Here is a 26,266-nt window from a genome sequence, read left to right as displayed (position 1 = left end):
CGACCATGCTGCTGACCATCGACGTAGGCAACACCCATACGGTCCTCGGCCTCTTCGACGGGGAGGAGATCGTCGAGCACTGGCGCATCTCCACCGACTCGCGCCGCACCGCCGACGAACTCGCCGTACTCCTCCAGGGACTCATGGGCATGCACCCGCTGCTCGGCGAGGAGCTCGGCGACGGAATCGACGGCATCGCGATCTGCGCCACCGTGCCGTCCGTGCTGCACGAGCTGCGCGAGGTGACGCGGCGCTACTACGGCGATGTCCCCGCCGTCCTCGTCGAGCCCGGCGTCAAGACGGGCGTGCCGATCCTCACGGACAATCCCAAGGAGGTCGGCGCCGACCGGATCATCAACGCCGTGGCGGCCGTCGAGCTGTACGGGGGTCCGGCGATCGTCGTCGACTTCGGTACGGCGACCACGTTCGACGCGGTCAGCGCGCGCGGCGAGTACGTCGGCGGTGTGATCGCTCCCGGCATCGAGATCTCCGTCGAGGCGCTCGGCGTCAAGGGCGCGCAGCTGAGGAAGATCGAGGTGGCCAGGCCGCGCGCGGTGATCGGCAAGAACACCGTCGAGGCGATGCAGTCCGGCATCATCTACGGGTTCGCCGGCCAGGTCGACGGTGTCGTGAACCGGATGACGCGCGAGCTCGCCGACGATCCCGAGGACGTCACCGTCATCGCCACCGGCGGGCTGGCCCCGATGGTCCTCGGCGAGTCATCGGTGATCGACGAGCACGAGCCGTGGCTGACGCTGATCGGGCTGCGCCTGGTCTACGAGCGGAACGTCTCGCGCATGTGAACCCCGCCCGCGTGACGCGGGCAGCCGTACCGAAGGGGCCCCGCGAGAGCGGGGCCCCTTCGGCGTCGTTCCCGGCGCGGCGGGTCCGGCGGCCGGGGTGCTCGCGGATTCCGTCACGGAATTCCGTGGGTTCCAGCGCTCCCGGTGACAGCGCTCTGACGAGGGTGCTCTTGGTGACGGTGCTCTTGATGACGGCGCCCGGCGACGGTGAGCCGCGGGAACAGGACTCGCCACATTTCTACCGTTATACGGATTTTGTCTGATTAGCGCGTATCGTCGCCCCATGCCCACGCCCTACGGATCCCACGGCGGCATGGCGTTCGGCGCGGAGGAGCTGCGTGTGCTCCGTCGTGCCCTCGCCCTCGCCCTGCACCCCAGTCCCGCCTCGGCCGAGGACGTCCAGGACTGCCTCCGGCTCGCCGAGTCCGTCGACGACGCGGCCCACGAGGGAGCCAGGCTCCGGGCCTTCCTGCTGGCCGATCTCGCCCGCTACCGGGCCGCGCTGCCGGGCACCGCCGCCGGCTACCTCGCCCTGCTGGAGGAGGTCCTCGGCGCCGGCTACCGCCCGAACCCCGACGACCTCGCCGCGCTCCGGGCGCTGCGCGGCAATCCGGCCGCCGCGGCGCTCCTGGACCGCTGCCGGGTCCTCGCCGAGCAGGACGTACGAGCCCGCCTCGCGGGCCGCGTGACCGCCACGGTGCCCGCGTCCCGCACCCGGCTGCTGGCCCTGCCCGGCGGCCGCGCCGCCGACGATCCGGAGAAGAAGCCCGAGCCGAAACCGCAGTCCCGGCCGCCGGCCGGGACGCCGCGCCCGGACCGGCCCATCCCCACTCCGGGCGAGGTCTTCCCGCCGAGGCGCAAGAGCGGACCCCCTCCGGCGAACCCCCCGCAGCAGCTCGCGGCGGGCTAGCTACTCTGGGGGCATGGACTACGTCTCCGCGCTCGTGCCCCCGGTAGTGATGGCCGTGTTCTTCATCGGGCTCATCGTGACGATCGTGAAGAGTCAGGGCGGGGCCAACAAGGCCAAGGAGGACGGGGTCGTCGACGCCGCCCTCGCGCGCGTGGAGGCCGCCCAGCAGGCCTCGGCCCCCAAGGACGCCGGGGCCTGAGCCCGGGGCGGCCCCCCGCGCGGCCCCGCCGGGCACCCCTCGGCGTACGGCCGCCGCGCACCGAAGCACGCTGTCACCGGCGTACGACTCGGACGTTTCATACGTTCTTCGAGTCGTACGCCCTTTTTGTTGGCCATCTCCCACTATTGTTCTGAACTGTGCCTCGCCCATTGGGAGAACTCGAAGACGCGGTCATGACGCGGGTGTGGAAGTGGAACCGCCCGGTGACCGTTCGGGAAGTCCTGGAAGACCTTCAACAGGAACGGACCATCGCGTACACCACGGTGATGACCGTTTTGGACAATCTCCATCAGAAGGGCTGGGTGCGTCGGGAGGCGGAAGGCCGGGCCTATCGATATGAGGCCGTCTCCACACGGGCCGCCTACTCGGCGGCGCTGATGAACGACGCCTGGTCGCAGAGCGACAACCCGGCAGCCGCCCTCGTCGCCTTCTTCGGGATGATGAGCGAGGAACAGCGGGTCGCGCTCCGGGATGCCGTACGCATGGTGCAAGGGCCCGAACCGCCGAGTTCCGAAGCCGCCGAAAGGCCACCGGCGCCCGAACCCTCCGAGGAGAACCCCGCCGCGGACGGGGACGCCCCCGGGCGATAGCGTCCGCTCATGCCAGCAGAGCATCCCGCGGAGGTTCCGGCAGAGCTTCCGGCACAGCATCCCGAAGTCACCGCAAAAGCCATCACCGTCCGGCGGGCCAGGACCAGCGATGTCACGGCCGTACGCCGACTCCTTGACGCGAACGTGCGCCGCCGTATCCTGCTCGACAAAGCCACGGTCACCCTTTACGAGGACATCCAGGAGTTCTGGGTCGCGGAACGCGACGACAACGCCGAGGTGGTCGGCTGCGGTGCCCTGCATGTGATGTGGGAAGACCTCGCGGAAGTCCGCACTCTCGCGGTGAACCCCGCGGTCAAGGGCCTCGGTGTAGGTCATCAGTTGCTTGAGAAGTTGCTGCAGACCGCGCGCTGGCTCGGCGTTCGACGCGTTTTCTGTCTCACCTTCGAAGTCGGCTTCTTCGCCAAGCACGGCTTCGTGGAGATCGGCGAGACGCCGGTCGACACCGATGTCTACGCCGAGCTCCTTCGTTCCTATGACGAGGGCGTGGCAGAGTTCCTCGGTCTCGAACGGGTGAAACCGAACACCTTGGGCAACAGCCGGATGCTTCTGCATCTGTGATCGCGGCCGGCTATTCCGGCGGAGTGCGCTGCCCGCGTTCCCTATGTCCGAAACGCGCACGTTTCCGGGCGGGCAGTGGCTCGTGAGTCCCTGCCAGGGGTTTGTGTTTTTCCAGCAAAAGCGGTTTGCTTTCCGACGTACTGCAGTACTGCATATAAGGGACGGCGAAACGGCGGACGCCGCGGACCCTCCTTGCCCTGAAGTTATCGATGAAAGGAAATCCGGTGGCACAGAAGGTTCAGGTCCTTCTTGTCGACGACCTCGACGGTGGCGAGGCGGACGAGACCGTGACGTTCGCGTTGGACGGCAAGACGTACGAGATCGATCTCACGACCGCCAATGCGGACAAGCTCCGTGGCCTTCTCGAGCCCTACGTGAAGAGTGGCCGTCGTACCGGAGGCCGTGCTTCGGGCGGACGCGGAAAGGCCCGCGTCGCTTCCGGTGGCAGCCAGGACACCGCGCAGATCCGCGCCTGGGCGAAGGACAACGGTTACGAGGTCAATGACCGCGGCCGCGTTCCGGCGACCATTCGCGAGGCCTACGAGACGGCCAACGGCTGAGCGCACGCCCGCCGCAGCCTCACCCTGTGGCACTGCGTGGCCATTGTCTGCACCAGTCGTACGAGATCGGGGGCGCCCCCAACGCCCCCGCCGGCGGCCCCGCCGCCCAGCGCCGACAGCGTCGGCAGTGCCGGCTCCACCTCGCGGCCGGGCTCCGGGGGTTGCAGCCAGTGGGCGGCCCCTCGTGGGCCCCTCCGTGTTTCCGGACCGGACGGCACCGGAGCCCCGAGGCCCGGTGCGACGCCGGGATCCGGCGGCGGGGGAGCTTCGATGCTTCCGCCCGCGCCGATCGCCGTGAGGTCCAGCGCGAGAGCGCCCCACTCCAGCCAGTCGAGCAGCCCCGGCAGCTCCTCCGCGCTCCCCGCGGCCACCAGCAGCCGCATCCGCTCCCCGTGCAGGGCCACCGGAGAAGCGGGCCCCAGATGCCGGAGCGCCGCGAATCCCGCCTCCGCGGGCACCTCCAGGACGTCGAAGCGCAGCCCCGTGACGAGCCGTACCGGCGACCCGGGCACTGCCGCCCACTCCAGTTCGTTCTCGTACCACTGGTGCACCGGATCGATCGGATCGCCCGGATCGAACGGCCGACGGGGGAGAGGGACGGTGGGAACCATGCAAGGAGCAACCGCCGGAAGTGCCCCGGAGTTACGCTGGGCGTTTACGTGAACGCACAGAGTTCCGGAAACAGGGGCGTGCGGGAGCGTTCCGCCGGGCATGGATGTTCGCCCGTAGCGGAGGGAAACGGTGCGCGCGGCATGGAGTGTCCGTGCGCACGGGTAAGACATCCCTAGTGGGAGGGGCGACACGCAGGGCTCGGGCATCTCACGTTCGCCATCGGCGTACAGCGGGAGAGGGTATCTGCCTGGCCTGCGGGAACATCGTCTCGCACCATCAGGTTGGAGCAGATGTCGGCGTTCGGGGTCAGGAGGCCAAGGACGGTGTCGGCAGTTGGAATGAGCGGTCCCCGCTTGCGGGACTAAGCTGCGGAAGGACAGGGAGGGGAGCGTCCCCTTACTGCCTGACCGCTCTGAGGAGCGATTAACGATGTTCGAGAGGTTCACCGACCGCGCGCGGCGGGTTGTCGTCCTGGCTCAGGAAGAAGCCCGGATGCTCAACCACAACTACATCGGCACCGAGCACATCCTCCTGGGCCTGATCCACGAGGGTGAGGGTGTCGCCGCTAAGGCCCTGGAGAGCCTCGGGATTTCGCTCGAGGCGGTCCGCCAGCAGGTGGAGGAGATCATCGGGCAGGGCCAGCAGGCCCCCTCCGGCCACATCCCCTTCACCCCCCGTGCCAAGAAGGTCCTGGAGCTCTCGCTCCGCGAGGCCCTTCAGCTGGGCCACAACTACATCGGCACGGAGCACATCCTGCTCGGCCTGATCCGTGAGGGCGAGGGCGTCGCCGCCCAGGTCCTGGTCAAGCTGGGCGCAGACCTCAACCGGGTGCGGCAGCAGGTGATCCAGCTGCTCTCCGGCTACCAGGGCAAGGAGACCGCCACCGCCGGTGGTCCTGCCGAGGGCACCCCCTCCACGTCCCTGGTCCTCGACCAGTTCGGCCGGAACCTCACCCAGGCCGCTCGTGAGTCCAAGCTCGACCCGGTCATCGGGCGCGAGAAGGAGATCGAGCGGGTCATGCAGGTGCTGTCCCGCCGTACGAAGAACAACCCGGTGCTGATCGGTGAGCCCGGCGTCGGCAAGACCGCCGTCGTCGAGGGCCTCGCCCAGGCCATCGTCAAGGGCGAGGTGCCCGAGACCCTCAAGGACAAGCACCTCTACACCCTGGACCTCGGCGCGCTGGTCGCCGGCTCCCGCTACCGCGGTGACTTCGAGGAGCGCCTGAAGAAGGTCCTCAAGGAGATCCGCACCCGCGGCGACATCATCCTGTTCATCGACGAGCTGCACACGCTCGTCGGCGCGGGTGCCGCCGAGGGCGCCATCGACGCCGCTTCCATCCTGAAGCCGATGCTGGCCCGCGGTGAGCTCCAGACCATCGGTGCCACCACGCTGGACGAGTACCGCAAGCACCTTGAGAAGGACGCGGCCCTTGAGCGCCGCTTCCAGCCGATCCAGGTGGCGGAGCCTTCCCTCCCCCACACGATCGAGATCCTCAAGGGTCTGCGCGACCGGTACGAGGCCCACCACCGTGTGTCCATCACGGACGAGGCCCTGGTGCAGGCGGCGACGCTCGCCGACCGGTACATCTCGGACCGCTTCCTCCCCGACAAGGCGATCGACCTGATCGACGAGGCGGGCTCCCGGATGCGCATCCGCCGGATGACCGCACCGCCGGACCTCCGTGAGTTCGACGAGAAGATCGCGGGCGTGCGCCGCGACAAGGAGTCGGCCATCGACTCCCAGGACTTCGAGAAGGCGGCCTCTCTCCGCGACAAGGAGAAGCAGCTGCTGGCGGCGAAGGCCAAGCGCGAGAAGGAGTGGAAGGCCGGCGACATGGACGTCGTGGCCGAGGTCGACGGCGAGCTCATCGCCGAGGTCCTCGCCACCGCCACCGGCATCCCGGTCTTCAAGCTGACCGAGGAGGAGTCCTCGCGTCTGCTGCGCATGGAGGACGAGCTCCACAAGCGGGTCATCGGCCAGAAGGACGCCATCAAGGCGCTCTCGCAGGCGATCCGCCGTACGCGAGCGGGTCTGAAGGACCCGAAGCGTCCCGGTGGTTCCTTCATCTTCGCCGGCCCCTCGGGTGTCGGTAAGACGGAGCTGTCGAAGACCCTCGCGGAGTTCCTCTTCGGTGACGAGGACGCGCTGATCTCCCTCGACATGTCGGAGTTCAGCGAGAAGCACACGGTCTCGCGTCTCTTCGGTTCGCCCCCCGGCTACGTGGGCTACGAAGAGGGCGGCCAGCTCACGGAGAAGGTCCGCCGCAAGCCGTTCTCCGTCGTCCTCTTCGACGAGGTCGAGAAGGCCCACCCGGACATCTTCAACTCGCTGCTGCAGATCCTGGAGGACGGTCGCCTGACCGACTCCCAGGGCCGGGTCGTGGACTTCAAGAACACGGTCATCATCATGACGACCAACCTCGGCACCCGGGACATCTCCAAGGGCTTCAACCTCGGCTTCGCGGCCGTGGGCGACGTCAAGTCCAACTACGACCGGATGAAGGCCAAGGTCAACGAGGAGCTGAAGCAGCACTTCCGCCCCGAGTTCCTGAACCGTGTCGACGACACGGTGGTCTTCCACCAGCTGACCGAGGAAGACATCATCCAGATCGTCGACCTCATGGTCGCGAAGGTGGACGAGCGTCTGAAGGACCGGGACATGGGCATCGAGCTCAGCCCGAGCGCCAAGTCCCTCCTCGCGAAGAAGGGTTACGACCCCGTGCTGGGCGCCCGGCCGCTGCGCCGGACCATCCAGCGCGAGATCGAGGACATCCTCTCGGAGAAGATCCTCTTCGGCGAGCTCCGTCCCGGCCACATCGTGGTCGTCGACACCGATGGCGAGGGCGAGGCCAAGGCCTTCACCTTCCGCGGTGAGGAGAAGTCGGCGCTCCCCGACGTCCCGCCGATCGAGCAGGCCGCCGGCGGCGCCGGTCCCAACCTGAGCAAGGAGGCGTGACCTCCGGGTCCGCCTGACAAGGGGCTGCCCCGGGACCTCGGTCCCGGGGCAGCCCCTTGTCCATGTCCCGAAGCAGCCCTTTCCACCGGGCGGGAGTCACAGGACGTTGTGGGTCGTGGTCGTCGTGTGTTCGCCCGGCAGCTGACCCGCGAGACGTTCCGGCACGGTGCCGGTGTCCGAATTGAGGACGAAATTGACCGTCCGCAGATTCGGCAGCATCGGCCGGAGTCCGGACAGGTCCTCGTTCCCCGCGAGTTTCCTGAGCTCCAGGTGCTCGACGGCCGGCAGCGGCGGCGCCGACCCCAGGGATTCCAGGGCGGCCCGGTGGACCCGCAGCTCCTTGAGTCCGGGCAGCGCGGCGACCTCCGACCAGTCGTCGCGGGAGAGCTCGCCGGGCACCCGGCTGAGCCACAGCGTGTGCAGGGACTCCCAGTGACGCAGTCCGCGCAGTCCGGTGTCGCGCAGCACGTCCATCCCGAAGGAGATGACCTCCAGCGGCGAGTCGAGCGGGAGGGTCTCGGTCAGTGACCGGCCCGCGAGCCGGTGTCCGACGTTCAGTTCCCGCAGTGAGGTCAGGGCCGTCAGACCACCGGGGGCCGGCGTCCGGCCCCTGGACGACAGCAGGGACAGCTTCCGCAGCGCCAGTTCCCCGAGCGGCGCGAGGTCCACGAGCTCCGGGCACTGGTCGAGGCTGAGCTCCTCCAGCCGCCGCTGGGCCGTCAGGAAGTCCAGGCCCCGCAGCCGGTTGTTGTAGCGCAGCGCCAGCCGCGTCACCTGGCCGGGCGGCAGACAGGAACGCAGCTCCGCCGAGTCGATGTCCCCGACGATCTGCAGCCTGGGCCGGCCGCCCAGCTCGCGCAGGACGCGGAGCTGGTCCGCCGAGTGCGCGGTGAAGTACAGGCCCTCCGGATCCAGCCGGGCGATGACCTCGGACGCGTAGCGCCCGGTGTCGAACCGGTGCCATCCCCAGGTGAGTTGGGCCCGTACGGACAGGGCCGGGTGCGAGCGGAAGCGGGCCAGTACGGGGACGGCCGCGTCGGTGCCGATGAGGGAGGCGGTGACCACGACTCCTCGGGCCTCGGCGTCGGTCAGGCCGTCCGGTCCGGGCAGCAGCTCCAGTACGAGGGGGCCGGCCTCGGCCAGGGCGCGGGCCTCCGCGGCCGTCCTCGGCGGGATGAGCGCGGCCGCGTCGCTCTCCACGGCGGCCCGCACCTCGGGCGCGAGCTGGGTGGCGTGTTCCAGCGAGGCGAGGGCGAGAAGCCGTACGCGGGTCGCGGACGGCCCGTCCAGCCGGGCCGCGGCGCCGGTCATGGAGCCCAGCAGCTCGGCCCGTTCCCGCGGCCGGGCGTGGGCGACGGCCATCCGGACCACATCAGCCCACTGGGATTCCCCGGCGTTGCGCACCAGCAGCCCGAAGTCGCCGTCCTCCACGGCGGCCTTGGCGCCCAGATAGTCCTGGAAGGTGCGGTGGACGAACTCGACGGTGCCGAGGGTGGGTTCACGGAGAAGGCCGCTGCGGACGAGCAGATGGCGCAGGATCCGCGCGGCGTCGCCCTGCTGGGCGGCGGCCGGGAGCGAGGGAAGCACGTCGGCGACGATGCGTTCGGCGCGGTCGCGGTCCATCTCCGCCCGGTTGTTGCGGATCAGCCAGTAGGCGAGCCGTTGCAGCAGCTGGATCTGCGGGAGTTCCGTGAGGTGGATGCCGTCGTGTCCGCCTCCCCGTACGAACATGTCGCGCTCCTCGTCGCGGCGCGACAGCAGCATGGAGAGCGCGGCGTCGTACAACTCCTGTCTGCCGTGCGGAAGATAGCCCCGTCGGTCACGGTGCAGCGCGCAGATCAGACCGCACATCAGGGGATTGGTGGCGAGCCGGCCGAGGTCCGGCTTGGTCCGTACGGCGTCGAGGAGGGAACGCTCGTAGCCGTCGAGGCGGTCCGTGTCCGGGAGGTCCAGGCGGGCCGCGGTGTGCCAGCGGCGGATGAACGCGGTCACGTCGTCGCCGGTCATCGGTGAGAGGACGAGTTCGGTGAATCCGTCGGGGGTGAGCCAGTCCTCCCGGACGGCCGAGGGGCGGGACGTGACCAGCCACTGGTTGCCGGGGTAGGCGTCGAGGAGGTCGCGCAGCCAGCGCCGGGTGTGTTCGCGGTCGCGTTCGGGGATCTCGTCGAGGCCGTCGACGAGCAGCAGACCGCGGCCGTGGCCGAGCACCCTGTCGGTCCAGCCGTCCGGCTGGGTCGCGTGGAAGGGGACGCGGACGGCGGAGAGGAACGCGTCGGGGGCCGGAAGCCCGTCGGGGCGCCGGACGAGGGTGCGCAGGGGGAGGACGAAGGGGATGCGGTCGCCCCGCTCCCCGCGTGCCGCGGTCACCGCCAGCCACTGCACGAGCGTGGTCTTGCCGGAACCGGCCACCCCGCGCAGGAGCACCAGATCCTGTTCCGACAGCGCCTGCTCGGCGGGGAGCGAGGTGCCGGCCGCGGCGATGGGCACGCCCTCCGAGGAGGCGGTCTCCTCGTCCTCCACGGGAAGCAGGGCCTGGAGGCTGAGATACGCGGCGTCCAGGGGCCAGCGTTCCGGGGAGTCGACGAGGTCGATGCCGTAGATGGTGAGGTGGCTGTGCCGGGTGCCGACATGGGCCAGGTAGCGCTGCTCGAAGGCCTCGTCGGTACCGCCCGTCATGGGGGTGCGCGCGATCAGCGCGTCCACCTTGGCGATCAGCTCGCGCTGTCTGCGGGCCTGCTCCACGAGCGTGCGGGGGACAAAGGCGGAGCGCTGGGTGAAGAAGTGCAGGATGTGCAGGCAGGCCGTGTCGAGCAGGCCCTCGTAGAACAGGGTCGCGTCGGAGGACAGCTCCCGGTCGGGGTTGCCGGCGGCCTCGCGCAGCCGCTGGGCGAGTGCCCGGTGGCCGAGTTCCACGGCCTGGACGTCCGTCATGGTCAGGTCGCCCAAGGAGTGCAGGGTCGTGGCGAGGGCGTGGACGACGGCCGGTTCCTCGTCGGCGGGGAAGGGGCGCTCCCCGCCGCGCAGCGCCCGCCCGACCAGGGTGGCCGAAAGACCGGCCAGTTCCCTCTCTCCGACGACCCGTTTCTCGCCCTTGAACGAGACGAACGCCGAGATGCGTACGGGCTTGTCCACGAGGCCCGCTCCGGGGCCCTCGGCCACGAAGAGCTTCCTGACCAGCGGTGCGGCCACGCTGGAGGCCAGGCGCGTGCCGACGGTTACTGGGTCCATGACGATCCCCCGGGAGAGCGTTGAGCCAGAAGGACAACCGTATGTTCTGACAGTCGATCGGCGCAGAGACTCCGGAACCTCCGGAGGCACCCGTGAAGGGTCCGCCAACGCCCCCAAGACCCTTGAGAACAGGGGCCGGCGGCGTAGCCCGCGTCACATTCCGGGGGTCCCGGATCCGGTGCCCCGGTGACTTGAGGCACAGGCGTTTTGTCCGGTACTAGAGCGAGTAGTAGCTACGCGAAAACGGACATAAAGGACCTTTGGCCCGGGGTGGGGAGGACTGTCGGCGGACGGTCCGGGCGGACGGGCCGGGGACAGGTTTGGCAAGGGATGCGCAGGTCTGAAGTGGGGTTAAACCCTGCTTTCCGGGCCAAAGGGGCAAGATCCCTCGCCATGTGTCCGGGGTGTCAAGGTTCGGGAAGTTTGGGGATGAAGTACTACTTCGCACCGTAGATGGGGTGTTTGTGCCCCCCTGGGGGTGCGGGTTACCAATGAATGGCCCACTCGGCGGCAGGCACCGCGCCGCAGTGGTTGTTCAGTCCCTTGTCCCCGTCTCCGCGAGGTATTCATGTCGAAGCGCGTCACGTCCCGCAAGTCCCTCACGTCGCTGGTTCGCACTCGGGCGGCCGTCCTGGCCGTCGGCCTGGGCGCCACGGCCGTACTGGGTGCAGGGGTCGCGACCGCCGCCGAAACGGGCGTCAACACCAGCGCGACCGTCACCGCGGCCAACGCCGTACAGACGCAGGCCGCCGCTCAGGCCAAGGCCGCCGCGGTGAAGAAGGCCGCGGCCGCCAACAAGGCCGCCGTCGCGAAGAAGGCTGTCGCCAAGAAGGCCGCCTCCTGGATCGACCCGGTGGCGAAGTACACCCTGTCCGCCACCTTCGACCAGGCCGGCGGCATGTGGGCCCACAAGCACTCCGGCCAGGACTTCGCCGTGCCGCAGGGCACCAACGTCATGGCCGCGCACGGCGGCACCGTCGTCAAGGCGGGCGGCAACGGCGCCGGTGACGGTCCGGCGTACGGCAACGCCATCGTCATCAAGCACGCCAACGGCAAGTACTCGCAGTACGCCCACCTGTCGCGCATCGACGTGCGCGTCGGCCAGGTCGTCGCCACCGGTCAGCACATAGCCCTGTCCGGCAACACCGGTAACTCCAGTGGCCCGCACCTGCACTTCGAGATCCGTACGACCCCGAACTACGGCTCGGCCATCAACCCCGTCGTGTTCCTGCACGGCATGGGTGTGAAGGTCTGATCCACCCGCGCCGGTGACCCGGCGCGGAGCCCGGCGGGGTGTGCCGGAGCAGAGCCCGAGGCGGAGCCCCGGCGTCGGGAAGCGGCGCTAGAAAGCTCCGCCTCCGTGGGCCGCTCCGCCCCCGTGGGCCTGTGTCACCAGATCGATCGCGACCTCCAGGACGGCCTTGCGCTTGTCCTCGGGGTCGCCTTCGACGTCCTTGAGGACGAACATGCCGGCGTGCATCGTGAAGAGCGCGCTGATGCAGCGGACCTGGTCGGTCAGCGGCGACTCGGGCTCCTTGATGATCTCCAGCATGCTGATCATGCGGTCCTTGAAGGTCTCGCCGATGCTCAGCTCGCGCACCGTCGCCTGGTTCTCCTGCATGAAGCGGAAGAGCGGGGACGCGCCGCCGAGGGCGTCGCTGTACCGGCGCAGCACCTCCTGCTTGGTCTCCAGGGTGTGCGGCTGCTGTCTGCCCCACTCGATCAGCTCGTCGAGCGGCCTCGTCAGATCCTCGAAGAGGCTGATGAGGATCTCTTCCTTGGTCTTGAAGTGGTAGTAGAGCGCCGCCTTGGTGACATCGAGGTGCTCGGCGATCTCGCGCAGCGAGGTCTTCTCGTAGCCCTGCTCGGAGAAGAGTTCGAGGGCCACGTCCTGGATGCGCTGCCGCGTGTCGCCCCGGCGCTGCCGCTTGGTGCCGTCCATCGTGCCGCCCATCCTCGTATTTCCTCGCGCTCCCTGAAACTTACCTGTCGACCGGCTGGTAAAACTAGTCAAACTTACTTGACGCCCGGCTAGTTGCGAGGCTATTTTCCCTGAGTGTAGTCAGCTTGCCGGTCGGCAAGTAAGTAGCCGGACGGCGGCAGAAGTACTAGGGGAGTGGGAAGAACGATGGCGGACAAGACGAAAGCGGCCGAACCGGCCGCGGAGCAGGCCGGGCCAGGGGCCGACGGCCAGCCGGCGGCAGAGGGCGGGAAGCGACAGCGCAGCGTGCGCGTGGTTTTGCTCGCGCTGATGCTCACGATGATGCTGGCGATGCTCGACAACATGATCGTCGGCACGGCCATGCCGACCATCGTGGGTGACCTCGGCGGACTCGAGCACCTTTCCTGGGTCGTGACGGCGTACACCCTCGCCACCGCGGCCTCCACCCCGATCTGGGGCAAGCTCGGCGACATGTACGGGCGCAAGGGCGCCTTCATGACGTCGATCGTGATCTTCCTGATCGGCTCCGCGCTGAGCGGCATGGCCCAGAACATGGGCGAGCTGATCGGATTCCGGGCCATTCAGGGTCTCGGCGCAGGCGGTCTCATGGTCGGCGTCATGGCGATCATCGGTGACCTGATCCCGCCCCGTGAGCGCGGCAAGTACCAGGGCATGATGGCCGGCATCATGGCGCTCGCGATGATCGGCGGTCCGCTGATCGGCGGCACCATCACCGACAACTGGGGCTGGCGCTGGTCCTTCTACATCAACCTGCCGCTCGGCGCGGTCGCGCTCGCCGCGATCAGCATCGTCCTGCACCTGCCGAAGAAGCGGTCCGAGACGCGCATCGACTACCTCGGTGCCGCTCTGCTGACCGTCGGCATCACCTCCATCGTCCTCGTCACCACCTGGGGCGGCACGGAGTACGCCTGGTCGTCCGCGCGGATCATGGAGCTCATCGGTCTCGGCGTCGCCGCGCTGGTCGGGTTCGTCTTCTGGCAGACCAAGGCCGCCGAGCCGATCGTGCCGCTGCACATCTTCCGCAGCCGCAACTTCACCCTGATGTCGATCATCGGCTTCGTCACCGGCTTCGCCATGTTCGGCGCCACGCTGTTCCTGCCGCTGTACCAGCAGGCGGTGCAGGGCGCGTCCGCGACCAACTCCGGTCTGCTGCTGCTGCCCATGCTGGGCGCGATGCTCGTGACGTCGATGGTCGCCGGGCGGGTCACCACCGCCACCGGCCGCTACAAGATCTTCCCCGTCATCGGCGGTGTGCTGATGGTGATCGGCCTCTACCTGCTGTCGACGATGGACACGGACACCACCCGTTTCATGTCCGGCGTCTACATGGCCGTCCTCGGCCTGGGCATGGGCTGCCTGATGCAGGTCACCATGCTGGTGGCGCAGAACAGCGTGGAGATGAAGGACATGGGCGTCGCGTCCTCCTCCACCACCCTGTTCCGTACGCTCGGCTCGTCGTTCGGTGTCGCCGTCATGGGCGCGCTGTTCAACAGCCGCGTCAAGGACGTCATGGCCGAGAAGGCCGGCGCGCTGGGTTCGAAGATCACCGAGCAGTCCCCGCAGCTCGACGCGGCGAGCCTGGCGAAGCTGCCGGCGGTGGCGCGCGAGGCCTACCAGCACGCGGTGTCGGCCGGTACGCACACGGCCTTCCTGCTGGGCGCGTCGGTGGCCGTGGTCGTGATGATCTCGTCGGTGTTCGTCAAGGAGGTCGCCCTCAAGGGAGCCGGCGCGCCCAAGCCCGGCACGGACGGCGCCCCGGACGAGGCACCCCAGATCCACATCGCCGAGCCGGTCTGACCTGATCGCGGGGCCGGTCCTTCCGACGGCCCCTGAACTCCTCGAAACGAAGGCCCCCGGCGTTGTCCGCCCCGGGGGCCTTCTCCTGTGCGCGCCTCTCCTGCGCGGGCCCCTCCCACGCGGGCTGTTCTCCGCGCCGGGTCACTGTCAGTGCCGCGTGCCACCATCGGAACGTGGACCGGATGCGGCAGCTACGGATCGCCAAGGACGTCATCGATCGGGACTGGGCCGAGCCCGGCACCGATCTCGACGCGCTGGCCGCGCGCGCCGGATACTCGCGCTATCACTTCATACGGGCCTTCAAAGCGGCGTACGGCGACACCCCGGGCCGGTATCTGACGCACCGGCGCATCGACCGGGCGGAGGACCTGCTGCGCACCGCGAACCTCTCGGTGACCGAGATCTGCCATCTGGTCGGCTTCAGCAGCCTCGGCACCTTCTCCGCGCGCTTCAAGACCTGGACCGGGCTGACCCCGAGCGAGTACCGGGCGAGGCACGTCGGGCGGGGCGCGGCGCTCATACCCGGCTGCTACGCGATGCTCTGGGCCGGCGGCTTCCGGACCGGGCCGGGCGGGGAATCCCGTACCGGCACGGACGCGCCGGAGGCGGGACCCCGTACCGGCACCGGCGCGGGAGAGCGCAATTCCGGAGAAGCGCCCTGAAGCGGAGGCCGCCTACCGTGGCAGGGCGCCCCCAGCGGACGGCGACCCGGCCCGGCCGCGCGCACCCCGATCCCGCACACCTGGAGCACACCATGATCAAAGGACTCGCCATCTCGACCGTCTGGGTCCTCGACCAGGACCGGGCCAAGGAGTTCTACACCGAGAAGCTCGGGCTCGAAGTCCGTACGGACATGACGATGGGCGAGGGCGGCATGCGCTGGCTCACCGTCGGCGCCCCGGATCAGCCCGGGGTCGAGCTGACGCTCATGGTGCCCGGACCGCACGCCATGGACCCCGAGTCCGCGGAGATGCTGAAGAAGCTGATCGCCAAGGGCGTGCTCGGCGCGGGCGTGCTGCGGACCGACGACATCCACGGCGACTACAAGAAGCTCAAGGACCGCGGGGTGGAGTTCCTCCAGGAACCGCAGGAGCGCCCGTACGGCACGGAGGCGCTGTTCCGCGACGACTCGGGGAACTGGTTCTCCTTCACCCAGCACCGCGAGGGCGAACTCGACCTGGAGAAGGACTGGAGCCGCTAGGACCGGAGCGGCCAGGGCCGCGGCCGGCACCGGAGCGGCCAGGCCCGGAGCCGCTGGGCCCGGGGCTTCCGCCGGCCTCCGGCCCCGCGGCTACTTCCCGGACGGCGGCAGTATCGGGTAGCTCCCCGTGCTCGTCGGCGCGTGTTCCGGCAGCCACAGCACCGCGACCGCCCCCTCGGAGGGCACGTCGTCCGGTGCCCCGGCGGGCCGCACGTTGCGGAAGGTCAGCCGCGCGCCGAGCACCCGTGCCTGGCCCGCGGCGATCGTGAGCCCGAGTCCGTGGCCGTCGCCCGCGCGGTCGGTGCTGCCGGTGCGGAAGCGGCTCGGCCCCTCGGCGAGGAGCTTCTCGGGGAAGCCGGGTCCGTGGTCGCGGACCCGGATGACGCGGCCCTCGACGGTGACCTCGATCGGTGGCCTGCCGTGCCGGGCGGCGTTCGCGAGGAGGTTCAGCAGGACGCGCTCCAGGCGGCGCGGGTCCGTCGTGACCTCCGACTCGTGCACCACCCGCACCTCGACGTCCGCTCCCTTGGCGGCGACCCGGCGGGCCACGAACTCGCCGAGCATGATGTCCTGCAGTTCGGCCCGCTCCGAGGCGCCGTCCAGCCGGGCGACCTCCAGGACGTCCTCGACGAGCGTTCGCATGGCCTGCGCCCGGTCCCGTACCAGCTCGGTGGGGCGGCCCGGCGGCAGGAGCTCGGCCGCCGTCAGCAGCCCGGTCACCGGGGTGCGCAGTTCGTGGGCGATGTCGGCGGTCACCCGGCGCTCGGCCTCGATGCGCTGCTGGAGCGCGTCGGCCATCGCGTCCACCGCCCGTGCGAGGTCGTCGGTCTCGTCGAGCACGACACCGCCGATCGCGTCCCGCACCCGGACGTCCCGCTCGCCCTTGGCGACCCGGTTCGCGGCGGCCGCCGCCTTGCGCAGCCTGCGCGAGAGCTGGCCGCCGATGAGCACACCGAGCGCGCTGCCGCCGAAGACGACCGCGATGGAGCCGATGATCAGCGCCTGGTCGAGGTCCTTCATCACGTCCGCGTTGCGGTCCGTGAAGCGCTCGTGCCAGGACAGCACCTGGCCGTTCCTGAGCGGTACGGCGGCCCAGATGTCCGGCACGCCGTTGGGGCTGTCGGAGACATAGGTCGCCCGTCGTCCCTCCGAGACCTTCACCATCAGGTCCGAGGGGATGGAGGGATCGTCTATCTTCGCCCCGAAGGGCGGCGGCCGGCCCGGCCCGTACATGCGCTCGGCGAGCTGGATGCGCTCGTCGGCCAGGTCGCGCGAGTTGTCCAGCATCGAGACGCGGGCCGCGTTGTGCACGACCAGGCTCAGCGCGATGGCGACGAGCGCGCCGACCAGGGCGATCGCCGTGCTGAGTTTCCAGCGGATGCCCGTACGGATGCTCGTGCCCGAATCCGTGCCCCGGTGGATGCCTATGCCGATGCTTCTGCCCCTGCCGGTGTCCCGGCCCAGCACCTCGCCCCTGCCGGTGTCCCCGCCGACGCCGTCGCGCCCGCCCGTGTCCATGGCGCCGCCCGCGTGCGCGCGTCTTCCCGGAACCGGTCGCTGTCCCGGAACCGGGGGCTTCCCCGGAGCCGAGCGCTGAAATATCCCCCGCATACCCCTGCTCAGGCCTTCAACTTGTAGCCGAAGCCGCGGACCGTCTCGATACGGTCCTGGCCGATCTTCGTACGCAGCCGCTGCACATGGACATCGACCACCCGGGTGTCCCCGCCCCAGCCGTAGTCCCACACCCGTTCGAGCAGTTTGTCGCGGCTCAGCACCGTCCCGGGCGCGGACGAGAACTCCAGGAGCAGCCGCATCTCGGTGGGCGTCAGGGCCACCGGCGTACCGTTCCGCAGGACCTCCATGCCCTCGGTGTCGATCTCCAGGTCACCGAAGGCGAGTACCCCGCCGTCCACCGGGGCGGCCCCCTCGGCCGCCGTTCCCGCGCCGCCGCTCGCGTGCCCGAAGCGGCGCAGCACCGCGCGGATCCGGGCGACCAGCACGGCTCCGTCGAACGGCTTGGTCACGTAGTCGTCGGCACCGGCCTCCAGGCCGAGCACGACGTCGATCGAGTCGGCCCGCGCGGACAGCATGATGACCGGCACGGTCGACTCGTCGCGGATACGGCGGCACAGCGAGACCCCGTCGAGCCCGGGGACCATCACGTCCAGCAGCGCGATGTCGGGACGGTCGGCGCGGAACGCCTCCAGGCCCGAGAGCCCGTCGGGCATGGCCGTGACCGCGAAGCCGTCGCGCTCCAGGGCGAGTTGCGTGGCCTCGCGGATGACGTCGTCGTCCTCGACGAACAGGACGTGGGTCTGCTCTGCCATCCGGCTGCTCCGCCCGCTCTCAGTTCCCGTCGGGGGCGGGCGAACTGCCGCCGCCCACCGCATTGCTGTAGTCGTTGTGGATCCGGGACTGCTCGACGAATCGCGTCGCGGACCAGTTGTAGGTGATCACTTCCTCGCTGGAGGGGTACGACACCGGGTCGCCCTTCTCGTACAGCTGCTGGGTGACCACCAGGTCGCCCCGGTCGATCTCGGCGTAGACCGGCGGCTCCTCGGCCTTGAAGACATTCTGGTACCTGCCGTTCTCCACGCGATAGACGTACGAGCCGACGCCGACGGCATCGGCACAGGTCATCACGTTGATCACTATGTCGTTCGAGGATCCCCCGGTCAGGTCCCCGTACGACACGTCGACCGGGTACTCGTCGGCGACGCACGGCTTCAGGTCACGCTTGACCGCCGCGCTGACCGCCGGGTCGTCCTTGACGATCTTGACCGCGTCCACGCGCTTGGGAGTCTTGGAGGGCGAGCCGGAGACGACCGGCGTGATGGTGCCCTTGGCGACCGCGTCGGTGCCCGCCGGGCCCTCGTCGCGGGCACCGGTGCCGCCGGTGGCGCACGCGGTCACGAAAAGGCCGAGGGCGGTGAGCCCGGCCGCCGCCGAACTCCCCGCCTTCAGGGCACCTCTGGCCCGAACTCCTAGGCCGCGCAACGCTCCCGCTCCTCACGTTCGAGCGCGCGGGCGTCCAGGTCGCGGTTCTCCAGCTCCTCGCGGAGCCGGGCCAGCGCCCGGTGCAGCGTGCTCTTGACCGTTCCGGCCGACATACCGAGTGCGGCGGCCGTCTCCTCCGTGGACATCTGCTCCCAGTGTCGCAGCACCACGACACTGCGCTGCTTGGGTGCCAGCACCTTCATGATGTCCATCAGCAGCGCGCGGTCGGCGTGCTGCTCGGTGGCATCCTCCACACACGCGTCCGGCAACTGCTCGGTGGGCACCTCTTCGAGCTTGCGGGCCCGCCACCACTCGGTGCGCGTGTTGATCATGACGCGGCGCAGGTAGGCGTCGGCGAGGCGTTTGTCCGCGATGCCCTCCCAGCGGCCGTACGTCCGTACGAGGGCGGTCTGGAGCAGGTCCTGGGCGTCGACCGGGTCGGGAACCAGGCGGCGGGCACTGCGCAGCAGCGCGTCCTGCCGAGTGCGGACGTACTCCTCGAATTCGAGCACCTCGCCGTGCGCCATGATCAACCGCCTCCATCCCCGTTTCCGACCCGCCTGCTGCCGGTTGTCCCGTTTCCTGCGAACCGCCGCTCTGCGGCCGCTTGTTGCGGCCGTTCCTGCGGTACGGCACTGAAGCTACGGAGGGGTTGTCACGGGGTTGTCCGAGACAGCCTTCGGCCAGCACTCGGCTGTCCGTCGGTTGTGTAACGGTCGTAGGTGCGGGGTAAAGGGAGATGGTCGTACGTCCGGGTTGATCCGGATTTGGTGTCGCCGCTATGTCAGAGGCAGCCGATACAGACCGCCGGGGAGGGGTTCCACGAGCCCGTCGGCGACGAGTCCGTCGAGCGACCGGCCCCGCTGGACGGGTTCGTCCCACACCCGGTCCAGAGCGCTCTGCGGAACCGGCACATGCGCTTCCCGCAGGACGGCCAGCAGCTTGCCGCGCACCTGGCGGTCCGTGCCCGCGTAGGTCTGCCCCTTGCGCGGCGGCCCCTCGTGCTCCGGCTTGCCGGCCAGCCGCCACGCGCACTGCGAGGCGATCGGGCAGGGGTGGCACGTCTCGTTCTTCGCCGTACAGAGGAGAGCGCCGAGCTCCATGGACGCGGCGGCCCAGCGTGCCGCCGTGCTCTCGCTCTCGGGCAGCAGGGCGCGGGCGAGCTTGCGTTCTGCGGCGGTGGTGGCGTTCGGCGGGTACTGCACGCCCGTGACGGCGCGGGCGAAGACCCTGCGGACGTTCGTGTCCAGGACGGGATGCCGCTGGCCGTACGCGAACGACGCGACCGCCGCCGCCGTGTACTCCCCGATGCCGGGCAGCGCCAGCAGTTGCGCGTGCTCCGTCGGTACGTCACCGCCGTGCCGCTCCGTTATGGCGACCGCCGCGCCGTGCAGACGCAGGGCGCGGCGCGGGTAGCCGAGCCGTCCCCAGGCCCGGACGGCCTCGCCCGGGGCGTCCTTCGCCAGATCGGCGGGGCGCGGCCAGCGGGCCAGCCACTGCTCGTACACGGGCAGGACGCGGTTGACCGGGGTCTGCTGGAGCATGAACTCGCTGACCATCACGGCCCAGGGGCCGGCATCGGGGTGCCGCCAGGGCAGATCGCGGGCGTGCTCGTCGAACCAGGCGATGACGGGGGTGTGGAGGTTGTCGCCGGGAGTGTTCCGGGTGGGCTCGGTGGGTTTGGTGGGTGCAGTCATGGCGGTATCGATCCTGCCATGCGGTGGTGGGGATGCGGGGACGACTCCGGGGCGGGCGGTGGTGAAAGACCGTACGCGGAGGCCGTCCGGCGCCGGAAAGGCGTGATCGCCGGAATGATGATCCGGAAAAGTTGAGACCGGGGCGGCGGGTGGGGCGAGTCGCGCGGCCGATCTCTCGTACAGTTTGCGCCGTGGGATCTCTGCGCAATCCGGTCGGCCCGCTCCCCTCCACCATCTACTGGCGTCGGAGGGCCGTTCTGCTGTCCGTAGTAGGGCTGTTGGCGCTGCTGACCGTCTGGGTGGTCAGTACCGGCGGCGGGGGCGGCAACAACGAGTCCGGTGGTTCGAACGGCAAGAACCCCGCGACCTCGATCACGCCGGGCCCGTCGGGCTCGGGTCCCGCGATCAGCCAACACCCGGGCGGACGCGACGAGTCGAGCATCGGGGGCGACAGCGGCGGCGGCACCGGCGGGAGCGGGAGCGGCGGTGACGGGGGTTCCGGTGACGGGGGCTCCGGCGGCGGTTCCGGCGACGGTTCGACGGGCTCCGGCGCGAGCGGCGACAGTTCGGACGACGGGGCCAAGAACGGCGGCGGCTCGGCCGATCAGCTCCCGGCCGGCTCCACTCTCCCCAACTGCACCCCGAAAAACGTCAAGTTGACGCTCAAGAGCGTGCACAACGCGTACGCCCCCGGGGAGCAGCCGGCGATCCAGCTCGTCGTGAGGAACACCTCGGGCAGCGACTGCAAGGTCGATCTCGGCCCGAAGGGAACCGTCCTGACGATCACTCAGGCGGGCGACGACAAGGACATCTGGGCCTCGGACGACTGCCCGAAGAACGCCGCGGGAGTCCTCTATCGCGTACCGGCCGGCAGCCAGGTCGTCCACACCGTGAAGTGGGACCGCAAGCCCGGCGCCCCCGCGTGTGCGACGCCGCCTTCGGGTTCGGCCCCCGCGGGCACCTACCTGGTCGAGGCGAAGGTTCCGGGCCTGGCGAAGGCCCAGGTGTCGTTCGTCCTGTCCAAGGACTAGCCGCTCGTCCCGGGTCGTCCATGTGACCAGGGCCGGCGACCGAGGGCCGGCGACTGAGGACCCCGGGCCGTCCGGACCCGGACGGCCCGGCTCGGGCGGGTCGGATCGGCCGGCCCGGATGGGCCGGGCCCGGACCAGAGGCCCCGGCGGACGGGCCGCGGCCTACGGGAGCCCCTAGACGTAGCGCTCCAGGATCGACGACTCCGCCAGCCGGGACAGCCCCTCGCGGACACTGCGCGCCCGCGCCTCGCCCACGCCGTCGACGGTCTGGAGGTCGTCCACGCTCGCGGCGAGAAGCTTCTGGAGCCCGCCGAAGTGCTCCACGAGCCGGTCGATGATCGCGCCGGGCAGCCGCGGCACCTTGGCGAGGAGCCGGAAACCGCGCGGGGACACCGCGGAGTCGAGCGCCTCGGGAGAGCCGGTGTAGCCCAACGCCTTTGCCACCGTGGAGAGTTCGAGCAACTCGGCGTGGGCGAGCGCGTCCAGCTCGGACAGCGCCTCGTCGACCGTGCGGGAACGCTTGGCGGTCGGCTCGGGCACGTAGTCCCGGACGACCAGTTCGCGATCGGGCTCGACGCCGGCGATCAGCTCGTCGAGCTGGAGGGTCAGCAGGCGTCCGTCCGTGCCCAGTTCGACGACGTACTCGGCGATCTCGGTGGCGATGCGGCGCACCATCTCCAGACGCTGCGCGACCGCGGAGACGTCCCGGACGGTGACCAGGTCCTCGATCTCCAGCGCCGACAGCGTTCCCGCGACCTCGTCCAGGCGGAGCTTGTAGCGCTCCAGCGTGGCGAGGGCCTGGTTGGCGCGCGAGAGGATCGCGGCGGAGTCCTCCAGGACGCGGCGCTGACCGTCGACGTACAGCGCGATCAGACGCATCGACTGGGAGACCGAGACGATGGGGTAGCCGACCTGCTTGCTCACCCGGTCCGCGGTGCGGTGCCGCGTGCCCGTCTCCTCCGTCGGGATGGTCGGGTCGGGCACCAGTTGCACGCCCGCCCGGAGGATCTTGGTGATGTCCTTGTCGAGCACGATGCCGCCGTCGAGCTTGCACAGTTCACGCAGACGGGTCGCGGTGAACTCCACATCCAGGACGAACCCGCCCGTACACATCGCTTCGACGGTCTTGTCGGAGCCGAGCACGATGAGTCCGCCCGTGTTGCCGCGGAGGATCCGTTCAAGCCCGTCGCGCAGCGCCGTGCCGGGTGCCACGGCGCTCAGTGCGGCGCGCATCAGGCCATCGGCACCGGAGCTCCCACCGGACTTTCCGGGAGCTGCTGCCCGGTCGTTGGCTGCCACTGCACTCCTCCGGTCGAAGGTTTCCGGCCGCCCTCGGTTCGTACGGACGGGCGAGACCAGGGCAAAGTCTACCGGCGCTGTTCCTCGTCCCGTGGGGCCTCTCTGCGACGCGAGCGCGGAAGGACACTCAGCGCCGCGCCGATGTCCGCCACTTCCAGGACCTTCATGCCGTCCGGGATCTTGCCCGGATCGGTCGGTACGAGAGCGTGGGTGAAGCCCAGACGGTGTGCCTCGGACAGCCTGCGCTGGACCCCCGTGACCCGTCTGACCTCGCCCGCGAGCCCCACTTCGCCGATCGCCACGAGGTTCTTGGGCAGCGGGGTGTCACTCGCCGCGGACGCCAGGGCGAGCGCGATGGCGAGGTCGGCGGCGGGCTCGGAGAGCTTCACGCCGCCGACCGTCGCCGAGTAGATGTCCCTCTTTCCGAGGGCGCTGATCTTGCCGCGCTGCTCCAGGACGGCGAGCATCATCGAGACGCGGGAGGTCTCCAGACCCGAGGTCGTACGGCGCGGGGAGGGGATCTGCGAGTCCACCGTGAGCGCCTGCACTTCGGCGACCAGCGGGCGGCGGCCCTCCAGCGTGACGGTCAGGCAGGTGCCGGGAACGGGCTCGGTGCGGCGCGTCAGGAAGAGGCCGGAGGGGTCGGTGAGGCCGGTGATGCCCTCGTCGTGCAGCTCGAAGCAGCCGACCTCGTCCGTCGTCCCGTAGCGGTTCTTGACGCCTCGGACGAGCCTCAGGCGCGCGTGCCGGTCGCCCTCGAAGGACAGGACGACGTCCACGAGGTGTTCGAGCAGCCGGGGACCGGCGATGGCGCCGTCCTTGGTGACATGGCCCACGAGCAGGGTGGACATGCCGCGCTCCTTGGAGGCGCGGATGAGCGCGCCCGCGACCTCCCGGACCTGCGCCATGCCGCCGGGCGCGCCGTCGATCTCCGGGGAGGCGATGGTCTGGACGGAGTCCAGGATGAGCAGCGACGGCTTCACGGCGTCCAAGTGGCCGAGGACGGCCGCCAGATCGGTCTCCGCCGCGAGATAGAGGTGGTCGTGGATCGCCTTGATGCGGTCCGCGCGCAGCCGCACCTGGCTGGCCGACTCCTCACCCGTCACGTACAGGGTGCGGTGTTCGTCACTCGCCGACTTGGCCGCCACGTCCAGCAGGAGGGTGGACTTGCCGACGCCCGGCTCGCCCGCGACCAGGACGACCGCCCCGGGCACGAGACCCCCGCCGAGGACACGGTCCAGCTCGGGCACGCCGGTGCTGCGGGCGGTGGCCTGACGGCCGTCGACCTGGCCGATGGGCACCGCGGACGTGGTGACCCGGCCCGGTGCCGTCGTGCGGACGGCGGGCGTGCCGTACTCCTCGACCGTCCCCCATGCCTGGCATTCGGGGCAGCGGCCGAGCCACTTGGCCGTCTGCCAGCCGCACTCGGTGCAGCGGTAGGACGGACGGTCCTTCGCGGTTTTCGTACGGGCAGCCATGACCGAACCGTAGCGGGAGCCACTGACAACCCGGCACGCGCCGGTGCGGCCCGCCCCGATCCCGCCGCGCCGGGCCCGGATCCACCCGCGCTCCGGGGCGACCGCACGGTGTGCCCCGGGCCTCCGTGACCCGTGTCCGTGCCGTGTCCGGGCCGCCGGAGCGAAGGACTCCGATTCCTTCCCGGAGCCCGTGCCGCGACCCCCGTGCACCGTTCCCACCCCCGCGCGACCGGACCCACCACGGAGCGCCCGCCGCCCCATCTGCCACGGCCTGCCATCGCCGCCGGTGAAAGCCCAGGCCAGAGGTCGGGGGTTCCTGTCCCCTTATGAGGGATCGTTTCACCCGTACGGATTAAATGTGCTCAAGGGGGAGGAAGGGGCTGGCCCCGGGCACCTACGGTCGCACGGGTGATGAGCAGCAGTCCGGAGACCTCCACGCACACCACCGGCGCACACCGGGCGCACGGAGCCGCGCGCAAGCGGGCGGCCGCGCCCCGTGGCGCGAGCCCCCACACCCTCGTCCAGCGTCCCCCCGCGCGTTACGAGCCCTATCTGGACGGCCTGTTCACCTACTGCCTGTCCGTGCTGTGCGACCACGACGCGGCCACCGCCGCCCTCGGAGACGCCCTCGCCCTGGCCGAGAGACGGGGCCCGCGCGGACCGGAGTCCGCCGGCGACCGCAGGGCCTGGCTCTACGCGCTCGCCCGCTGGTCCTGTCTGCGCAAGCTCACCGAAGCCCGGCGCAAGCGGCAGGCCGCGCACGCCTCCGGACGACAGGCACCGCACAGGAGCGACCCGCAGAGCGGCGCCGAGGGCCCCCGAGGAGAGGCCGCCCTCACCCGAGCGCACAAGGCCGCCGCCGACCGGCGCGCGGCGGAGGCGCTGAGCGCCACCCCCGTGTCCGAGGAGGCCCAGGACGACCGCCGTCGCCAACTCTCCCTGCTGGCCTGGCCGGAGGCCGCCGGAACCACTCCGGAGCAGCGCGAGGCGCTCGAACTGGCCGTGCGCCACCAGCTCGCCGCCCACGAGGTCGCCGCGGTCCTCGGCATGGACCTCGCCGCCGCGCGCGAACTGCTCGCCTCCGCCGCCTGCGAGGTCGAACGCACCCGGGCGGCCCTCGCCGTCGTGGAGACCGGTGCCTGCCCCGGCGTCGCCCGGCTCACCGGCGACAGCAGGCTGGTGCTGAGCACCACCCTGCGCGGCGAACTGGTCCGGCATGTCGACGACTGCCCGCGCTGCCGCCGTACCGCCGAGCGCGCGGTCCCCGGCGCCTGGCCCGGCACCAGCGTCACGCCGGCGGCGCTTCCCGTCCTGGAGGCCCCGCACGCGGCCCTGCGCGTCGCCATGGCACACGCCCCGCGCGCGCGGGGCAGCGCTCCGCGCTTCGACCGGCGCGGTTTCCCGATGGACCCCAAGGACCACGCCGCCCGAAGGGACCGTATCCGGGCGCGTGCCGTCACGACCACGATCGTCGCCACCGTCGTCGCCGCGCCCGTGCTCGCCCTCTGGGCGGCCTACCGGGGCGCGCCCCTGACCGGGGAGGGTGTGGGCGGCCGTCCGGCCAGCACGAGCGAGGCCCAGGACTCCGAGGGGCTGGACGGCGGGCAGGCCGGCGGCTACGAGAACGCCGGCAACGCCAGTGCCGGACCGGGCTCCCACGCCACCGGGGGCAGCCGTTCGCCCGATGTCTCCGTGGAGGTCGTCAGCGCTCGCGGAAGCACCCCGGGGCACCTGGCGGTGACGGCCGGAACCAGCGGCGACACGACCCTGGTCACGCTGACCGCGTCCGGCAGCTCACCGGTCCAGTGGTCCGCGCGCACCGGGGCGTCCTGGCTCTACCTCAGCCGGTCCTCGGGAACGCTGGAACCGGGCGGGTCGGTGACGGTCAAGGTGTACGTCGATCATCTTCGCGAGCCGGTGGGCGGCTGGACCGCCCGGGTGGCGATCGCCCCGGCGGGCGCGGTGGTGACCATCGCCGGGTACGGGACGGCGGGCTCGCCCCGGCCCGGCGGTCACCCCGACCCCACCGCGACCGGCCCGAGCCCCTCGGGGTCCGGGTCCACCGCGGCCCCGACGACGACCCCGACCGGCCCGGACCCGTCACCCACCGACCCGACCCCGACACCCACGGACACCGACCCGTCCTCCTCGGACCCGGGCGGCTCGTCCCCGCCGCCGGACGCCAGCGACGACCCGGACGGCTCGTAGGAACCAGGAGCGCTCGCCGGCTCGTAGGAACCCAGAGGGCTCGCCGGCTCGTAGGAACCCGGAGGGCTCGCCGGTTCGCAGGAACCTGGAGCGCTCGCCGGCTCGTAGGAACCCGGAGCGCCCGCCGTACGTCGCGGA

Annotated in this window: 23 protein-coding genes; 13 read left to right on the top strand and 10 right to left on the bottom strand. The window is 70.6% G+C overall.

Going from position 1 to position 26,266, the window contains the following annotated elements; genetic code table 11:
- Positions 1-5: 5 nt before the first annotated feature.
- From OHT01_RS18300 to OHT01_RS18275, 6 genes are all read left to right on the top strand, one after another.
- The gene (locus OHT01_RS18300; protein ID WP_328554210.1) at positions 6-803 is read left to right on the top strand and encodes a type III pantothenate kinase; all 798 of its coding nucleotides are present in this window, start codon (positions 6-8) and stop codon (positions 801-803) included.
- A 313-nt stretch (positions 804-1,116) separates the two neighbouring features.
- A complete protein-coding gene (locus OHT01_RS18295) occupies positions 1,117-1,713 on the top strand; it encodes a hypothetical protein (protein WP_328558162.1) in 597 nt (198 codons plus the stop codon).
- A 13-nt stretch (positions 1,714-1,726) separates the two neighbouring features.
- A complete protein-coding gene (locus OHT01_RS18290) occupies positions 1,727-1,912 on the top strand; it encodes a hypothetical protein (protein ID WP_328554209.1) in 186 nt (61 codons plus the stop codon).
- Positions 1,913-2,106: 194 nt separating this feature from the next.
- The gene (locus OHT01_RS18285) at positions 2,107-2,523 is read left to right on the top strand and encodes a BlaI/MecI/CopY family transcriptional regulator (RefSeq protein ID WP_405918469.1); all 417 of its coding nucleotides are present in this window, start codon (positions 2,107-2,109) and stop codon (positions 2,521-2,523) included.
- Between the two features lie 9 nt (positions 2,524-2,532).
- On the top strand, positions 2,533-3,102 hold the full coding sequence (locus OHT01_RS18280) for an amino-acid N-acetyltransferase (RefSeq protein WP_328554208.1): 570 nt from the start codon (positions 2,533-2,535) through the stop codon (positions 3,100-3,102).
- Between the two features lie 224 nt (positions 3,103-3,326).
- Complete coding sequence (locus tag OHT01_RS18275) at positions 3,327-3,662, top strand: histone-like nucleoid-structuring protein Lsr2 (RefSeq protein WP_328554207.1); 336 nt, start codon at positions 3,327-3,329, stop codon at positions 3,660-3,662.
- Here OHT01_RS18275 and OHT01_RS18270 read toward each other — a convergent pair.
- The gene (locus OHT01_RS18270; protein WP_328554206.1) at positions 3,641-4,273 is read right to left on the bottom strand and encodes an SCO3374 family protein; all 633 of its coding nucleotides are present in this window, start codon (positions 4,271-4,273) and stop codon (positions 3,641-3,643) included. The two genes, OHT01_RS18275 and OHT01_RS18270, sit on opposite strands and share 22 nt — an antisense overlap.
- A 430-nt stretch (positions 4,274-4,703) precedes the next feature.
- Between OHT01_RS18270 and OHT01_RS18265 the strand changes: the two genes are divergently transcribed.
- Positions 4,704-7,229, top strand: coding sequence for an ATP-dependent Clp protease ATP-binding subunit (locus tag OHT01_RS18265; RefSeq protein WP_328554205.1), 2,526 nt, complete (start codon positions 4,704-4,706; stop codon positions 7,227-7,229).
- A gap of 96 nt (positions 7,230-7,325) precedes the next feature.
- On the opposite strand, the gene OHT01_RS18260 is transcribed toward OHT01_RS18265, so the two are convergent.
- A complete protein-coding gene (locus OHT01_RS18260; protein ID WP_328554204.1) occupies positions 7,326-10,457 on the bottom strand; it encodes an NACHT domain-containing protein in 3,132 nt (1,043 codons plus the stop codon).
- 568 nt (positions 10,458-11,025) lie between these two features.
- On the opposite strand from OHT01_RS18260, the gene OHT01_RS18255 reads away from it, so the two are divergent.
- On the top strand, positions 11,026-11,712 hold the full coding sequence (locus OHT01_RS18255; RefSeq protein WP_328554203.1) for a M23 family metallopeptidase: 687 nt from the start codon (positions 11,026-11,028) through the stop codon (positions 11,710-11,712).
- A gap of 87 nt (positions 11,713-11,799) precedes the next feature.
- Here OHT01_RS18255 and OHT01_RS18250 read toward each other — a convergent pair whose 3' ends face one another.
- The gene (locus OHT01_RS18250; RefSeq protein ID WP_328554202.1) at positions 11,800-12,411 is read right to left on the bottom strand and encodes a TetR/AcrR family transcriptional regulator; all 612 of its coding nucleotides are present in this window, start codon (positions 12,409-12,411) and stop codon (positions 11,800-11,802) included.
- Positions 12,412-12,585: 174 nt separating this feature from the next.
- Between OHT01_RS18250 and OHT01_RS18245 the strand changes: the two genes are divergently transcribed.
- The 3 genes from OHT01_RS18245 (at position 12,586) to OHT01_RS18235 (ending at position 15,418) form a co-directional block, all read left to right on the top strand.
- Positions 12,586-14,217, top strand: a complete 1,632-nt coding sequence (locus OHT01_RS18245) for an MDR family MFS transporter (RefSeq protein WP_328554201.1) — start codon at positions 12,586-12,588, stop codon at positions 14,215-14,217.
- 182 nt (positions 14,218-14,399) lie between these two features.
- Entirely contained in the window at positions 14,400-14,879 is a 480-nt protein-coding gene (locus OHT01_RS18240) for a helix-turn-helix transcriptional regulator (protein ID WP_328558160.1), read from the top strand.
- Positions 14,880-14,971: 92 nt separating this feature from the next.
- Positions 14,972-15,418, top strand: coding sequence for a VOC family protein (locus OHT01_RS18235; protein WP_328558159.1), 447 nt, complete (start codon positions 14,972-14,974; stop codon positions 15,416-15,418).
- 90 nt (positions 15,419-15,508) lie between these two features.
- Here the strand turns inward: OHT01_RS18235 and cseC are convergent, their stop codons facing one another.
- The 5 genes from cseC to OHT01_RS18210 form a co-directional block, all read right to left on the bottom strand.
- Positions 15,509-17,029 (bottom strand): two-component system sensor histidine kinase CseC, encoded by a 1,521-nt coding sequence (gene cseC / locus OHT01_RS18230; RefSeq protein ID WP_328554200.1) that lies wholly within the window; start codon positions 17,027-17,029, stop codon positions 15,509-15,511.
- A gap of 8 nt (positions 17,030-17,037) precedes the next feature.
- Positions 17,038-17,745: a two-component system response regulator CseB gene (gene cseB / locus OHT01_RS18225; RefSeq protein WP_328554199.1), complete on the bottom strand. Its 708-nt coding sequence runs from the start codon at positions 17,743-17,745 to the stop codon at positions 17,038-17,040.
- 19 nt (positions 17,746-17,764) lie between these two features.
- The gene (locus tag OHT01_RS18220; protein WP_328554198.1) at positions 17,765-18,415 is read right to left on the bottom strand and encodes a hypothetical protein; all 651 of its coding nucleotides are present in this window, start codon (positions 18,413-18,415) and stop codon (positions 17,765-17,767) included.
- A complete protein-coding gene (locus OHT01_RS18215) occupies positions 18,403-18,942 on the bottom strand; it encodes a SigE family RNA polymerase sigma factor (RefSeq protein WP_328554197.1) in 540 nt (179 codons plus the stop codon). Before OHT01_RS18215 ends, OHT01_RS18220 begins: the two co-directional genes overlap by 13 nt.
- Before the next feature lie 252 nt (positions 18,943-19,194).
- Positions 19,195-20,112, bottom strand: a complete 918-nt coding sequence (locus OHT01_RS18210; protein WP_328554196.1) for an A/G-specific adenine glycosylase — start codon at positions 20,110-20,112, stop codon at positions 19,195-19,197.
- A 191-nt stretch (positions 20,113-20,303) separates the two neighbouring features.
- Between OHT01_RS18210 and OHT01_RS18205 the strand changes: the two genes are divergently transcribed.
- Positions 20,304-21,143: a hypothetical protein gene (locus tag OHT01_RS18205; protein ID WP_328554195.1), complete on the top strand. Its 840-nt coding sequence runs from the start codon at positions 20,304-20,306 to the stop codon at positions 21,141-21,143.
- A 174-nt stretch (positions 21,144-21,317) separates the two neighbouring features.
- On the opposite strand, the gene disA is transcribed toward OHT01_RS18205, so the two are convergent.
- Together disA and radA are read right to left on the bottom strand one after the other, a co-directional pair.
- Positions 21,318-22,442, bottom strand: a complete 1,125-nt coding sequence (disA, locus tag OHT01_RS18200) for a DNA integrity scanning diadenylate cyclase DisA (protein ID WP_261704645.1) — start codon at positions 22,440-22,442, stop codon at positions 21,318-21,320.
- A 68-nt stretch (positions 22,443-22,510) separates the two neighbouring features.
- Positions 22,511-23,920 (bottom strand): DNA repair protein RadA, encoded by a 1,410-nt coding sequence (radA, locus tag OHT01_RS18195; RefSeq protein ID WP_328554194.1) that lies wholly within the window; start codon positions 23,918-23,920, stop codon positions 22,511-22,513.
- Positions 23,921-24,331: 411 nt separating this feature from the next.
- On the opposite strand from radA, the gene OHT01_RS18190 reads away from it, so the two are divergent.
- The gene (locus OHT01_RS18190) at positions 24,332-26,128 is read left to right on the top strand and encodes a BACON domain-containing protein (protein WP_328554193.1); all 1,797 of its coding nucleotides are present in this window, start codon (positions 24,332-24,334) and stop codon (positions 26,126-26,128) included.
- The last annotated feature ends 138 nt before the right edge of the window (positions 26,129-26,266 follow it).

Source organism: Streptomyces sp. NBC_00358 (assembly GCF_036099295.1).
GTDB lineage: Bacteria > Actinomycetota > Actinomycetes > Streptomycetales > Streptomycetaceae > Streptomyces.
Note: the sequence above shows the minus strand (reverse complement) of the source record. Positions and strands in the feature narration are given on the sequence as shown.

What these genes read in the sequence shown, in the direction of transcription:
- OHT01_RS18240 (WP_328558160.1), top strand. Translation starts at nt 14,400, where the DNA reads ATGCGGCAGCTACGGATCGCCAAGGACGTCATCGATCGGGACTGGGCC.
- OHT01_RS18285 (WP_405918469.1), top strand. Translation starts at nt 2,107, where the DNA reads ATGACGCGGGTGTGGAAGTGGAACCGCCCGGTGACCGTTCGGGAAGTC.
- OHT01_RS18260 (WP_328554204.1), bottom strand. Translation starts at nt 10,457, where the DNA reads ATGGACCCAGTAACCGTCGGCACGCGCCTGGCCTCCAGCGTGGCCGCA.
- OHT01_RS18245 (WP_328554201.1), top strand. Translation starts at nt 12,586, where the DNA reads ATGGCGGACAAGACGAAAGCGGCCGAACCGGCCGCGGAGCAGGCCGGG.
- cseC (WP_328554200.1), bottom strand. Translation starts at nt 17,029, where the DNA reads ATGCGGGGGATATTTCAGCGCTCGGCTCCGGGGAAGCCCCCGGTTCCG.
- OHT01_RS18290 (WP_328554209.1), top strand. Translation starts at nt 1,727, where the DNA reads ATGGACTACGTCTCCGCGCTCGTGCCCCCGGTAGTGATGGCCGTGTTC.
- OHT01_RS18265 (WP_328554205.1), top strand. Translation starts at nt 4,704, where the DNA reads ATGTTCGAGAGGTTCACCGACCGCGCGCGGCGGGTTGTCGTCCTGGCT.
- OHT01_RS18210 (WP_328554196.1), bottom strand. Translation starts at nt 20,112, where the DNA reads ATGACTGCACCCACCAAACCCACCGAGCCCACCCGGAACACTCCCGGC.
- cseB (WP_328554199.1), bottom strand. Translation starts at nt 17,745, where the DNA reads ATGGCAGAGCAGACCCACGTCCTGTTCGTCGAGGACGACGACGTCATC.
- OHT01_RS18300 (WP_328554210.1), top strand. Translation starts at nt 6, where the DNA reads ATGCTGCTGACCATCGACGTAGGCAACACCCATACGGTCCTCGGCCTC.
- OHT01_RS18235 (WP_328558159.1), top strand. Translation starts at nt 14,972, where the DNA reads ATGATCAAAGGACTCGCCATCTCGACCGTCTGGGTCCTCGACCAGGAC.
- OHT01_RS18280 (WP_328554208.1), top strand. Translation starts at nt 2,533, where the DNA reads ATGCCAGCAGAGCATCCCGCGGAGGTTCCGGCAGAGCTTCCGGCACAG.
- OHT01_RS18250 (WP_328554202.1), bottom strand. Translation starts at nt 12,411, where the DNA reads ATGGGCGGCACGATGGACGGCACCAAGCGGCAGCGCCGGGGCGACACG.
- OHT01_RS18295 (WP_328558162.1), top strand. Translation starts at nt 1,117, where the DNA reads ATGGCGTTCGGCGCGGAGGAGCTGCGTGTGCTCCGTCGTGCCCTCGCC.
- OHT01_RS18190 (WP_328554193.1), top strand. Translation starts at nt 24,332, where the DNA reads ATGAGCAGCAGTCCGGAGACCTCCACGCACACCACCGGCGCACACCGG.
- OHT01_RS18255 (WP_328554203.1), top strand. Translation starts at nt 11,026, where the DNA reads ATGTCGAAGCGCGTCACGTCCCGCAAGTCCCTCACGTCGCTGGTTCGC.
- OHT01_RS18270 (WP_328554206.1), bottom strand. Translation starts at nt 4,273, where the DNA reads ATGGTTCCCACCGTCCCTCTCCCCCGTCGGCCGTTCGATCCGGGCGAT.
- OHT01_RS18215 (WP_328554197.1), bottom strand. Translation starts at nt 18,942, where the DNA reads ATGGCGCACGGCGAGGTGCTCGAATTCGAGGAGTACGTCCGCACTCGG.
- radA (WP_328554194.1), bottom strand. Translation starts at nt 23,920, where the DNA reads ATGGCTGCCCGTACGAAAACCGCGAAGGACCGTCCGTCCTACCGCTGC.